Raw genomic sequence first — 12,662 nt, 5'->3', positions numbered from 1 at the left:
CATGTCCTGTTCAGCTGATGGAAGCGATTATCTACAGTGCCGACCGGGCAGTGAAATCAACTCTGGCTATGCTGTTGATAGTCAAATACCGCCTTGTAATGACGCGTGCGGCGTGACACCGGGCGTTCCTGCGCACCAGGACGGTGCGACAGGAATTTTCCTGTTATCCAACCCATTGATTACTAAGTGTTTATGCCGCTGGCACGGGCCTTGCGAAGGTTCTGGCGTCCGGGTGACAAGGAGTACGGCATGATCCGCACTTATTACGATGAAATGTACGATGGGGCAGGGCAGGTCCGCCCCCATTACCGCGAGTTTGCCCGCTGGTTGGCCGACACTCCCACCGAACTGCTGGCTCAGCGCCGGCGCGAAGCCGACTTGCTGTTTCACCGGGCGGGGATCACTTTCACCCTCTACGGGGACGAGTTAGGCACTGAGCGCCTGATTCCCTTTGACACCATCCCCCGCAGCATTCCGGCCAGTGAATGGCGAATTGTCGAGCGTGGCTGCATCCAGAGGGTCAAGGCGCTGAACATGTTTCTCACCGACCTGTACCACGAACAACGCATCATCAAGGCCGGCATCATCCCCGCCGAACAGGTATTGGCCAACGAGCAGTACCAGTTGGCAATGCAGGGGCTGAACCTGCACCGCGATCTGTATTCCCACATCTCCGGGGTCGACCTCGTACGCGATGGCGACGGCACCTACTACGTGCTGGAAGACAACCTGCGCACGCCCAGCGGCGTCAGCTACATGCTTGAAGACCGCAAGATGATGATGCGCCTGTTCCCTGAGCTGTTCGCCGCGCAGCGCATTGCGCCCATCGATCATTACCCCAACCTGCTGCTCGATACCCTGAAAAGCTCCAGCCCCCTGGATAACCCCAGTGTGGTGGTGCTGACACCGGGGCGTTTCAACAGCGCGTTCTTCGAACATGCCTTCCTTGCCCGGGAAATGGGCGTGGAGTTGGTGGAAGGCGCGGATTTGTTCGTGCGCGATGACCGCGTATTCATGCGCACCACTGATGGCCCCAAGGCAGTGGACGTGATTTACCGCCGCCTTGATGACGCGTTCCTCGACCCGCTGGCTTTCAACCCGGACTCCATGCTCGGTGTGCCCGGCCTGCTTGCTGCCTATCGCTGCGGCAATGTGGTGCTGGCCAATGCCATTGGCACCGGAGTCGCCGATGACAAATCGGTCTACCCGTTCGTTCCTGAGATGATTCGCTTCTATCTGGACGAGGAACCGATCCTGCAGAACGTTCCGACCTTTCAATGCCGCAAGCCTGACGAGTTGTCCCACGTACTGGCGAACCTGCCCGACTTGGTGGTCAAGGAAACCCAAGGCTCCGGCGGCTACGGCATGCTGGTAGGCCCTGCGTCCACCACCGCTGAAATCGAAGCCTTCCGTGCGCGCATCAAGGCCAAGCCCCACGCCTATATCGCGCAGCCGACCCTGTGTTTATCCACTTGCCCCACCTTTGTCGAAAACGGCATTGCCCCGCGGCATATCGACCTGCGTCCGTTCGTGCTTTCTGGCAAGGAAACCCGTGTGGTGCCTGGCGGCCTGACCCGCGTGGCCCTGCGCGAGGGTTCGCTGGTGGTCAACTCGTCCCAGGGCGGCGGCACCAAAGACACCTGGGTGGTCGAGGAATGATGCCATGTTGAGTAGAACTGCCTCGGATTTGTACTGGATGTCGCGCTACCTGGAACGTGCCGAAAACCTCGCACGCATGCTCGATGTCAGCTATTCGCTGTCGCTGATGCCCCAGGATGGGCGCGGCGATGGCCTGCACGAATTGGCTATGCCGTTGCTGATCACCGGTACCCTGGAGGATTACCACGAGCGCCACGGCCAGTTGGATGCCGAACGCCTGCTGCACTTTTTTGCGCTGGATGCGGCCAACCCAGCCAGCATCTACAGCTGCCTGGGCGCTGCGCGGGCCAGCGCCCATGCGGTGCGTGGTCGAATTACCGCCGACATGTGGGAAAACATCAACGCCACTTGGCTGGATATTCGCGATATCGCCCAGCAGGGGTTGAGCCGCTACGGTATGAGCCGGTTTTGTGAATGGGTCAAGGAGCGTTCCCACCTGTTTCGAGGCGCCACCTACGGCACCATCATGCGTAATGATGCCTTCCGTTTTATCCGCCTGGGCATCTTTATCGAGCGCGCCGATAACACCCTGCGCTTGCTGGATGCGCGCTACGAAATGGCTGGTGACCAGGCAGCGGCGGTCAGCGATGGCACGGCTCACGCGTACTACCAATGGAGTGCGTTGCTGCGCGCGTTGTCGTCGTTCGAGGCGTACACCGAGATCTATCGTGATGCCCCGGGTGCTCGGCAAGTGGCTGAACTGCTGCTGTTACGCGCCGATGTCCCGCGCTCGCTGCGGGCTTGCACTGAAGAGATCGACCAGATCCTCGCCAGCCTGCCCGGTCTTAATGGCCGCCCGGCCCAGCGCCTGGCCGCCGAGATGGACGCGCGCTTGCGCTTTACCGCGATCGACGAAATCCTCGAGGAAGGCCTGCACGCCTGGCTGACCGACTTTATTCCTTTGGTTCGCCAGTTGGGCGATGCCATCTACAGTTCCTACCTGGAGGCGGCATGAGACTCTCCATCAGCCACGAAACCACCTACCACTATGAGGACCAGGTGCGCGCCAGCATCCAGTACCTGCGCCTTACACCCCATGACAGCGAGCGCCAGCATGTGCTGAGCTGGCAACTCGACCTGCCGCGTCCGGTGCGAGCGCAGGTGGACCCATTCGGCAACATCCTGCATGTGTTGACCCTGGACGAACCCCACGATGCCATCATCATCGGCGCCCGGGGTCAGGTGGAGATCGACGAATTACGCGAGGCCGAGCACGAAAGCCAGTCTGCCTTTCCGTTCCTTCGCTGTACGCGCCTGACCGAGCCCGACGATGCCCTGCGCCAGTTTGCCGGGCAGCACTGCCACCAGCGCCGTGACCGTACGGCGCTGATCGACCTGATGCAGGCGTTGCACCATAAGATGGTCTACACGCCGGGGGCGACCGAAGTCGACACCTGCGCCGCCCAGGCCTTCGCTGGTGCTGCGGGCGTGTGCCAGGACCACACGCATGCGTTCCTGGCTTGCGCGCGCAGCCTGGGCATTCCTGCGCGGTATGTATCGGGGTATCTGTACACCGAAGACAGCACGCACCTGGCCAGCCATGCCTGGGCCGAAGCCTGGCTGGATGATGCCTGGTACAGTTTTGACGTGACCAACCAACTGGCCCGGCCGGAGCGGCACTTGAAACTGGCCGTGGGCCTGGACTACCTCGACGCCTGCCCGGTGCGCGGCATGCGCCGTGGGGGCGGGCATGAGCAGATGCATGCCAAGGTGTTCGTCGCACCGACGGTGGTTTCAGTGCAGCAGCAATAACCTCCAGGTCCACACAGATCAAATGTGGGAACTGCGCCAGGGTTAAGGTTGTTGTTTGCGCCCCGCCATATGCTGCAAATACCCCAGCAGCAAATCCAACTCGTTGTCCGGCAACACATTGGCCGCAAACGCCGGCATCTTCGCTTGCGGCCAGTGCCGCAGGCTTTGCGGGTCGCGGATGTAGCGCTTGAGGAAATCGCCGCCGAAATATTCGGTGGGGTTGTAGGGAATGTTCAGGTCCGGCCCCATCTGGGCATCGCCGGCGCCATTGAGGCGGTGGCAAGCCAGGCAGTTCTTCTGGAACAACGCAAAGCCCAGGTTGACCGGATCATCCGCCGCCAACTTCGGGTCCGGCAACAACGCGGGGAAACGTTCGGCGACTGTCTGCAATTGCTTGATTCTGGAGACTTGGAACGGCCACTGCTCCGGGCTGATATGCCCGGCTTGCGGGTGGGTCCACACCAGGTAGAACGGCCCGGCACTGGGTTTGCCTTGCGCCAGCGCCGGCCAGGGATGGGCCGGGTCTTCCACCGCCAGCCAGGCGCGGGCGCCGGTTTTTGCCAACAATGGCGCGGCGGTAAGTTCGGCGGCGAAGCCGTCAAGGGCGACGGCTTGCAGGTGATTCGCAGGCTTCAGACCCGGCAGGAGCGCCGCCAGGGGCACCGCGCGATAGGTCATGCTGCGTTTGTAGGACACGTCATCGACGATCTGCACGGTCTGCGCCTGCGGGTGCTTGAGCAGGTCGGCGGTCTGCCAGGTCTTGCTGGCGTGGTCCAATTCGATGGTCAGTTGTGCAGCGGCTGCAGGAAGGCTCAACAGCAGGGCAAATAAGGCGAGGATCGATTTCAAGGCAGTGGCCCGGTACGAAGTAATGATGGCGCCCAAGATAGCGGAAATCGGCGCGCAAAAAGACAGCCCCTGCAACAGGAGCGCTAAGCGCAATGTCCCGGCAGGTGCTGCCAAAAGCTGCAAACCCGATGCTGTGAATGCACAGAATGTGGTTGTGGAGTGGCTACCCAATAACTTTGGTCAAGTTGGGCAAGATCAGAATCAGTGTGGTGGCGAACAGAATAAGTCCCGCCTGACGTACTTTCGAATGTTTGAACATGGCTGACTGCCTAATTTGTTGTTATTCCTGAGCGTCAAATGCGTGCCGGTTTTATTTCAGTATCGCGAGGTGACGTTGCACTTTTCTTACAGCTGCTCCAGCAAAACCCGGCAGCAGCGTCTTACAGATTTAACCTTAGAGCGCCCGCTCTTCTTGGCTTAGATCCATTTCATATCAGCTAATCACGATTTGCGCTAAAAAAGGCATGAGGCTCATTGCCATCTTGGCGCGAGCCCTAAGGCTAGACAGCTAAAACGATTAATCAGGCATTTCTCATCGTTACCTACCGTTCGTCCGAGCGAGGGGGTCAAAAGCAATGAGCGCATCCGTCATTGAAACCGTGTCAATCGGGCCTAAGGTAGGGGCACACACCCACAGCGGTTCGAGGATGTCATGACCCAAGCTTTGATCTTTGATGCGATACGCACGCCCCGAGGCAAAGGCAAGGCCGACGGTGCCCTGCACAGCGTCAAGCCGGTAAACCTGGTAGCCGGCTTGCTCACGGCGCTGGCGCAACGCAGCGACCTCGATACCCGCCAAGTCGATGACATTGTTCTGGGCTGCGTCACCCCGGTGGGCGACCAAGGCGCCGATATCGCCAAGACGGCCGCGCTGGTAGCGGACTGGGATATCAGCGTCGCCGGCGTGCAGGTCAATCGCTTCTGCGCCTCGGGCCTGGAAGCGGTCAACCTGGGGGCGATGAAAGTGCGTTCCGGCTTCGAAGACCTGGTGGTGGTCGGCGGTGTCGAATCCATGTCCCGCGTGCCCATGGGCAGCGATGGCGGTGCCTGGGTGCTCGACCCGCACACCAATATGCACAGCCACTTCACGCCCCAAGGTATTGGCGCCGACCTCATCGCCACCCTGGAAGGCTTCACTCGCCAGGATGTGGACACCTTTGCCCTACAGTCCCAAAAGAAAGCCGCCAGGGCACGGGCAGACGGCTCCTTCAACAAGTCGCTGATCGCGGTGCAGGACCAGAACGGCATCGTGCTGCTGGACCATGACGAGTTTATCCGTGGCGACTCCACGCTCGACGGCTTGGGCAAGCTCAAGCCCAGCTTCGAAATGATGGGTCAGATGGGTTTCGACGCCACCGCACTGCGGGTCTACAGCCATGTGGAACGCATCCAGCATGTGCACACGCCAGGCAATAGCTCCGGCATTGTCGACGGCGCCGCGTTGATGTTGATCGGCTCTGAGGCCAAAGGCCGCGAACTGGGCCTGCAACCGCGAGCGCGCATTGTCGCCACGGCAGTCACCAGCACCGACCCGACCATCATGCTCACCGGCCCCGCGCCCGCCACCCGCAAGGCACTGGCCAAGGCCGGCCTGCGGGTTGAAGACATCGACCTGTTCGAAGTCAACGAAGCGTTTGCCTCGGTGGTGCTCAAGTTCATCAAGGACATGGGCATCGACGCCGCTCGGGTCAACGTCAATGGCGGTTCCATCGCCATGGGCCACCCGTTGGGCGCCACCGGTTGCGCGATCCTCGGCACCTTGCTCGACGAGCTGGAGGTGCGCCAGCAACGCTACGGCCTGGCCACCCTCTGTGTGGGCGGCGGCATGGGCATCGCCACCATTATCGAACGCCTCTGAGCCTAAGGAATTTGTCATGACCGATGCCATCCGTTACGAAAAAGGCCAGGACCAGATCGTGGTGCTGACCCTCGACATGCCCGGCCAGAGCGCCAACACCATGAACGCCGCCTACCGCGAGGCCATGGCGGCCACCGTCACGCGCCTGGAAGCGGAAAAGGACGAGATTGCCGGGGTAATTCTCACCTCGGCAAAGAAGACCTTTTTTGCCGGTGGCGACCTCAATGAATTGATCAAGGTCGACAAGGCCCACGCCAAGGATTTCTACCACAGCGTGCTGGAGTTGAAGGCGCAGCTGCGGCGCCTGGAAACCCTCGGCAAACCGGTGGTGGCCGCGATCAACGGTGCCGCCTTGGGCGGCGGCTGGGAGATTTGCCTGGCCTGCCATCATCGGGTTGCGCTGGACGACAAAGCCGTTCAGCTCGGCCTGCCGGAAGTCACCCTAGGCCTGTTGCCGGGCGGCGGCGGAGTGGTGCGCATGGTGCGCATGCTGGGCCTGGAAAAAGCCCTGCCGTATTTGCTCGAAGGCAAAAAAGTTCGGCCCGCCCAGGCACTGCAAGCAGGCTTGATTGATGAGTTGGCGACTGATCGCGATGAGCTGCTGGCCAAGTCCCGCGCCTGGATTCTCGCTAATCCTGAGGCCAGGCAACGGTGGGACAGCAAGGCATACCAGATCCCAGGTGGTACGCCGTCGAACCCGAAAGTCGCGCAGATGCTCGCCATTGCCCCGTCGATGTTGCGCAGCAAAACCAATGGCTGTTTCCCGGCGCCGGAGAAAATTCTCTGTGCCGCCGTGGAAGGTGCCCAAGTGGACTTCGACACCGCGCACCTGATCGAAACCCGCTACTTCACCGAACTGGTGACCGGGCAAGTGGCGAAAAACATGATCAGCACCTTCTGGTTCCAGCTCAACGAAATCAACGCCGGCAGTTCGCGGCCGCAGGGGCTGGCGCCCTACGTCACGCGCAAGGTCGGTGTACTGGGCGCCGGGATGATGGGCGCTGGCATCGCATATGTCAGTGCCTGTGCGGGTATCGACGTGGTACTCAAGGACATCAATCTCGCCGCAGCCGAAAAAGGCAAGGTACACTCGGCCGCGTTGCTGGACAAGAAAGTCAGCCGTGGGCAATTGACCGCAGAGCAGCGGGAAACCACCCTGGCGCGCATTCATCCGACGCAGGATGACGCCGACTTGGCTGGCTGCGACCTGATCATCGAGGCTGTATTCGAAGACCGCGAACTCAAGGCCAAGGTCTCGGCTGCCGCGCAAAGCGTGGTCGGTGCCGACGCAGTGATCGCCTCCAACACCTCCACCTTGCCTATCAGCGGGCTGGCCACGGCGGTGCCCGATGAAACCAAGTTTATCGGCCTGCACTTCTTCAGCCCCGTGGACAAGATGCCTCTGGTGGAAATCATCAAGGGCGCCCACACCAGCGACGAAACCCTGGCCCGAGGTTTCGACTTCGTACTGCAAATCAAGAAAACCCCGATTGTGGTCAATGACAGTCGCGGCTTCTTTACCTCACGGGTGTTCGGCACTTTCACCAACGAAGGCATCGCCATGCTCGGCGAAGGTGTGGCTGCGCCAATGATCGAGACCGAAGCGCGCAAGGCCGGCATGCCGGTGGGGCCGCTGGCGGTGTCTGATGAAGTGTCCCTCAGCCTGATGAGCCATATCCGACAGCAAACCGCCAAGGATCTGCAGGCCGAAGGCAAAGCCATGCCGAGCCACCCAGCGACGGCGGTGATCGATCTGCTGGTGAACGAATACAAACGCACAGGCAAGGCGGCAGGCGGCGGTTTTTACGATTACCCCGCCGGTGGCCAGAAGCACCTGTGGCCCGAGCTGAAAACCCGCTTCGAACAGCCTGGCAAGCAGATTTCACCCCAGGATGTGCGCGACCGTTTACTGTTTATCCAGGCCATCGAAACCGTGCGCTGTGTGGAGGAGGGCGTGTTGATGTCCACGGCTGACGCCAACGTCGGTTCGATCTTCGGCATCGGCTTTGCCGCGTGGAGTGGCGGCGCGTTGCAGTTTATCAACCAGTACGGGTTGAACGACTTTATCGCCCGTGCCCGCTACCTGGCTGAACAGTACGGTGCGCGTTTCTCGCCGCCTGAGTTGTTGCTGGAGAAAGCGGCACAGGGCGAAGTATTCAGCTGATCAAAATGTGGGAAGGAAGCTTGCCTTGAGGGTGTATTTCAAGGCAGGCTCTGGGGTGTGCATTATTCCCATCGCCGTGTCAGGTATTTTTTATGTCGCTACGCGTCTGCATCCTGGAAACCGATATTCTGCGTCCCGCTTTGATCGATGAGTACCAAGGCTACGGGCAGATGTTCAAGCGCCTGTTCTCCAAGCAACCGATTGCCGCAGAGTTTGTCGTCTACAACGTGGTGCAGGGCGAATACCCGCCGGATGACGAAGTATTTGACGCGTACCTGATCACCGGCAGCAAGGCCGACTCCTTCGGTACTGACCCTTGGATCCAGACCCTCAAGACCTACCTGCTCAAGCGTTATGAGCGCGGCGACAAACTGCTGGGCGTGTGCTTCGGTCACCAGTTGCTTGCTCTGTTGCTTGGCGGCAAGGCTGAGCGCGCCAACCAGGGCTGGGGCATGGGCACCCACGATTACAAGCTGGATGCCAAGGCACCGTGGATGAGCCCCGAGGTGCCGGAACTGAGGCTATTGATCAGCCACCAGGACCAGGTCACCACGTTGCCGCAGAACGCAACGGTCATCGCCTCCAGCGAATTTTGCCCGTTTGCCGCGTACCACATTGGCGACCAGGTGCTGTGCTTCCAGGGCCATCCGGAATTTATCCACGACTATTCCCGCGAGTTGCTGGAGATTCTTCAGACAACCTTGGGTGAGAAGGTCTATACCAACGGCGTTGCCAGCCTGGAGCGCGACCACCACGGCGTGACCGTGGCGGAATGGATGATGCGCTTTGTCGCGCACAAGCCTGAGGCTAAAGCTTAAAGCCAGCCCGAACGCTTGAAGCTGGCCCACAAACCGGTACAACCAAACGCAATAAACCCGAGCACCGCAAAATAGCCGTAGTGCCATTGCAGCTCGGGCATGTTCTGGAAGTTCATCCCATAAATCCCCGCCACCGCCGTGGGGAATGCCAGGATCGCCGCCCACGCGGCGAACTTGCGCTGCACCACGCTCTGGCGCGAGGCCTCCAGTAACACACCGATCTCGATGGTCTGGCTGGCGATATCGCGCAGGGTGGTGAGGTCTTCCATCTGCCGGGTGACGTGGATCTGCACGTCACGGAAATACGGGCGCATGTTCTTGTCGATAAACGGGAAGCTCAGCTTCTGCAACTCCTGGCTGATCTCCACCATTGGCGCCACATAGCGCTTGAGCCGCAGTACGTCGCGGCGAAGGCCGTGGAGGTTCTGGATATCGCCCTCGCTCAGCGAACTGCACAGCACGTTACGCTCCAACTCATCGATCTCGGCGTGAATCGCCTCGCTGACCGGCTGGTAGTTCTCCGTGACAAAATCCAGCAGCGCATAGAGGACGAAATCTTCCCCATGCTCCAACAACAGCGGGCGCGCCTCACAACGCTGGCGCACGAAGCCGTAGGACGCCGAGTGACCGTTGCGTGCAGTGATGATGTAGCCGTTACCGGCGAAGATATGGGTTTCGATAAACTCCAGCTTGCCGTGCTCGCGCACCGGTGAGTAGGTGACGATAAACAGCGCATCGCCGAAGGTTTCCAGCTTCGGGCGGCTGTGTTTTTCCATGGCGTCTTCGATCGCCAGTTCATGCAGGTTGAACTGGCGTTGCAGGTTGTTCAACTCTTGGGCGCTGGGCTCTTCCAGGCCGATCCACACAAAGTGATCGGGTTTGGCAGCCCAGGCTGCGCCTTCATCGAGGGTGATATCCGTGACTTTCTTTCCGGCGCTGTAAACGGCGGCCGCAACAACTCTACCCATGGTGCAGATCACTTCTTATTAAGAGGACAGATATTGGGCAGCTTAGCCTGAACGGCGTTCCGTTGTTGCTGGCAGACATTGCCCATTCCCCTGTAGGAGCGAGCTGGCTCGCGAAGATCGACAACGATTACGCAGCGCTATCAGGTGACCCGTGTTGCTTATACGGTTTTCGCGAGCAAGCTCGCTCCTGCAAGTTCGCGGTCCATCTGTGCGATGCACTCATCCATCTGCGTCTGACAAGTCAGCATCAACTCAGGGATGTCATCCACTGTCAGGCCAGTGGTAGGAATCGGCGGCAACGAACGTATCAGCACATCCCCACTGTCCCAGCGATTGAGCTTCATCTGCGTCACGTAATTGCTGACACACACCTGCACGATAGGCACACCGGCCGCGATCGCCATGTGGAACGCGCCTTTCTTGAACGGCAACAGACCTTTGCCCAGGTTACGCGTGCCTTCCGGGAACACCCAGATCGAAGTGTCTTCATGCTGCAACGTATGGGTGGTGGTGAGCATGGCACGCCGCGCCTTGTGCGCATTGCCACGGTCAATCAGTACATTGCCCGCCAGCCAGAACAACTGGCCGAACAGGGGCACCCATTTAAGGCTTTTCTTGGCGATACATACCGTGCGGTGCGGCACCACATTGCCAAACACAAACAGGTCGTAGTTGGACTGATGGTTGGCGATCACCACGCAGGTACCGGGCTTGTTGCGCAGCGAGTCGACATCCGTCTTCACGTTCAGGCGCAAAATCCACATGGCCGGCAACGCATAGAGGCGGGCGCAGAGGCGACTGTTGTCCGGGTTGAACGGACGGCACACACCGATAAGCACGCCCAATACCCCGGCGACCATAAAGTGCAGGCTCATCAACAACATACGTAACAGAAACAGCATCGACACGGCCTATTGGGACAAAAGGTGGCGCAGTGTACGGATGTGCACTGTATTCGGCAATTGCCCCTACATACGTAGGAGATAGGCGATGTTTAAGCGCATGTTTCCACATATGCCGATAAAGGCTGTCTAGAGCGGCTACAGATGTTTCGGGTTTGTTTGTAAGAAAAAGCCCGACTCTAGGTCGGGCTTTAGTCAAGCAGGTGTGGGGATTAACCCAGGTTATGGCCCTGATCCTGGATGATTGCATCGTCCAGGGCTTCCAGCAGTGCGCGGCGCACTTTCAACTTGGTGTGCTTGTGGGCGTTCATGTTGATCTTCTTCAACTGACGCGCCGCTTCCAATGCTGCAGCGTGCAATTCTTCCGGTGCCACCACCTTATCCAGGAAGCCGGCGTGCAAGGCGCCTTGGGGATCAAACATCTCGGCATTGATCACCGACCGATGAAACGCCGACTTACGCAGACGATCCCGCGCCAGCTCGATACCGGCGTGGTGCATGGTCATGCCAATCGCCACTTCATTCAGGCCAATGCTGAACGGGCCTTCCACGCCAATGCGGTAATCGGCCGACAACAACAGGAACGCACCCTTGGCCACCGCATGCCCAGGGCATGCGACGATCACCGGGAACGGGTGTGCCAACAAGCGCCGCGCCAGGGTCGAGCCCGACGTCACCAGGCTGATGGCCTCCTTAGGGCCGGCGGTCATCACCTTCAAATCATAACCACCCGACAAAATCCCCGGCGTGCCCGTGATGATCACCACCGCCCGATCCTTCTCGGCCTGATCCAGCGCAGCATTAAACTCACTGACCACTGCCGGAGAAATGGCATTCACCTTGCCGTTGCTCAAGGTCAGGGTCGCGATACCGTCTTCGAAGTGGTAGGCAATCAACTCACTCATGACGCGGTTCCTTGTAGGGCTTGTTATAGAGATGGACTGTTTATAGCAGTGCGTGCGCAGACGTTACCCACCACGCCCGCCCCGGTAAAGCGCCGTGACTGACTACCCAGTCAGACTTTCCCCGCCTGCCCAAGGCTAGACGGCCCGCAGCAAGGCGCAACAGCCCGGCCAGACCTGTGCTGGTGATGCCCGAGAATGGCAGAAACATCGCCCCTTGCCGGACGCGTCCCGGCATAACCGTCTAACCGCATGAAAATTCTGAAAAAAACCTTTGCCATCAGAAAGGCTTTCGACTACATTAGCGCGCCTCGACAGACTGAACTGGTTTGCCGAGATACGGTGAAGTGTCCGAGTGGCTTAAGGAGCACGCCTGGAAAGTGTGTATACAAGAAATTGTATCGAGAGTTCGAATCTCTCCTTCACCGCCAAATTACGAAAACGCAAACCCCTGATTTTCCTAGAGAAAGTCGGGGGTTTGTGGTTTTTGGCGTCCAAAAAATGGCCCCATGGGACCACCATGGGACTGGCGCTCTATTTTGGTGCGAAAATTTGAGCATATCACTGAGTGTGCGGTGGACACTTCATCTGGCCGTCGATCCTGATTCGCTGCCCTGGCTGCGCCCATTTAGCGGTTTCGTAAAGTTGACCTTGTTTAGATTCGTAGCGTGCATGTTGGGGTTATTAGGCCCATATTGACTCGGTATCCTGATCGCTGTGGATACGCTCAATCTGGGTCTTGAAGAATTTAGAAAATTCACAGGAAGGTTCAGCATTTCAACGCTATGAT

Annotated in this window: 11 protein-coding genes and 1 tRNA gene; 8 read left to right on the top strand and 4 right to left on the bottom strand. The window is 59.4% G+C overall.

Annotated features, from left to right (window positions below; genetic code table 11):
• Positions 1-249 precede the first annotated feature (249 nt).
• From JFT66_RS03805 to JFT66_RS03795, 3 genes are read left to right on the top strand one after another with little or no spacing between them, the layout of a single operon-like run.
• A complete protein-coding gene (locus JFT66_RS03805) occupies positions 250-1,659 on the top strand; it encodes a circularly permuted type 2 ATP-grasp protein (protein WP_198858789.1) in 1,410 nt (469 codons plus the stop codon).
• Between the two features lie 4 nt (positions 1,660-1,663).
• Complete coding sequence (locus JFT66_RS03800; RefSeq protein ID WP_034120758.1) at positions 1,664-2,614, top strand: alpha-E domain-containing protein; 951 nt, start codon at positions 1,664-1,666, stop codon at positions 2,612-2,614.
• Complete coding sequence (locus JFT66_RS03795) at positions 2,611-3,411, top strand: transglutaminase family protein (protein WP_034120756.1); 801 nt, start codon at positions 2,611-2,613, stop codon at positions 3,409-3,411. Before JFT66_RS03800 ends, JFT66_RS03795 begins: the two co-directional genes overlap by 4 nt.
• 42 nt (positions 3,412-3,453) lie before the next feature.
• On the opposite strand, the gene JFT66_RS03790 is transcribed toward JFT66_RS03795, so the two are convergent.
• On the bottom strand, positions 3,454-4,260 hold the full coding sequence (locus tag JFT66_RS03790) for a c-type cytochrome (protein ID WP_198858788.1): 807 nt from the start codon (positions 4,258-4,260) through the stop codon (positions 3,454-3,456).
• A 22-nt stretch (positions 4,261-4,282) separates the two neighbouring features.
• Here JFT66_RS03790 and JFT66_RS03785 point away from each other — a divergent pair, with 22 nt between their 5' ends.
• The 4 genes from JFT66_RS03785 to JFT66_RS03770 all read left to right on the top strand — a co-directional run bounded on the left by JFT66_RS03785 (position 4,283) and on the right by JFT66_RS03770 (position 9,100).
• Entirely contained in the window at positions 4,283-4,525 is a 243-nt protein-coding gene (locus JFT66_RS03785) for a hypothetical protein (protein WP_167524311.1), read from the top strand.
• A 387-nt stretch (positions 4,526-4,912) separates the two neighbouring features.
• Positions 4,913-6,118: an acetyl-CoA C-acetyltransferase gene (locus tag JFT66_RS03780; protein WP_034120755.1), complete on the top strand. Its 1,206-nt coding sequence runs from the start codon at positions 4,913-4,915 to the stop codon at positions 6,116-6,118.
• 16 nt (positions 6,119-6,134) lie between these two features.
• Positions 6,135-8,282, top strand: coding sequence for a 3-hydroxyacyl-CoA dehydrogenase NAD-binding domain-containing protein (locus JFT66_RS03775; RefSeq protein ID WP_198858787.1), 2,148 nt, complete (start codon positions 6,135-6,137; stop codon positions 8,280-8,282).
• A 92-nt stretch (positions 8,283-8,374) separates the two neighbouring features.
• Positions 8,375-9,100: an amidotransferase gene (locus JFT66_RS03770; RefSeq protein ID WP_034120753.1), complete on the top strand. Its 726-nt coding sequence runs from the start codon at positions 8,375-8,377 to the stop codon at positions 9,098-9,100.
• Here the strand turns inward: JFT66_RS03770 and JFT66_RS03765 are convergent.
• The 3 genes from JFT66_RS03765 to JFT66_RS03755 form a co-directional block, all read right to left on the bottom strand.
• Entirely contained in the window at positions 9,097-10,068 is a 972-nt protein-coding gene (locus JFT66_RS03765) for a magnesium and cobalt transport protein CorA (protein ID WP_034120751.1), read from the bottom strand. The genes JFT66_RS03770 and JFT66_RS03765 overlap by 4 nt on opposite strands.
• 158 nt (positions 10,069-10,226) lie before the next feature.
• Positions 10,227-10,970 (bottom strand): 1-acylglycerol-3-phosphate O-acyltransferase, encoded by a 744-nt coding sequence (locus JFT66_RS03760; RefSeq protein ID WP_153872700.1) that lies wholly within the window; start codon positions 10,968-10,970, stop codon positions 10,227-10,229.
• Positions 10,971-11,182: 212 nt separating this feature from the next.
• A complete protein-coding gene (locus JFT66_RS03755) occupies positions 11,183-11,875 on the bottom strand; it encodes a crotonase/enoyl-CoA hydratase family protein (protein ID WP_034120749.1) in 693 nt (230 codons plus the stop codon).
• A gap of 338 nt (positions 11,876-12,213) precedes the next feature.
• Between JFT66_RS03755 and JFT66_RS03750 the strand changes: the two genes are divergently transcribed.
• Positions 12,214-12,303, top strand: a tRNA-Ser gene (locus JFT66_RS03750).
• Positions 12,304-12,662: the final 359 nt, after the last annotated feature.

Origin of the sequence: Pseudomonas sp. MF6755 (assembly GCF_016405635.1) — a bacterium.
Taxonomy (GTDB): Bacteria; Pseudomonadota; Gammaproteobacteria; order Pseudomonadales; family Pseudomonadaceae; genus Aquipseudomonas; species Aquipseudomonas haemolytica.
The sequence above is the reverse complement of the archived record's forward strand: the minus strand, read 5'-3'. Positions and strand labels throughout refer to the sequence as shown.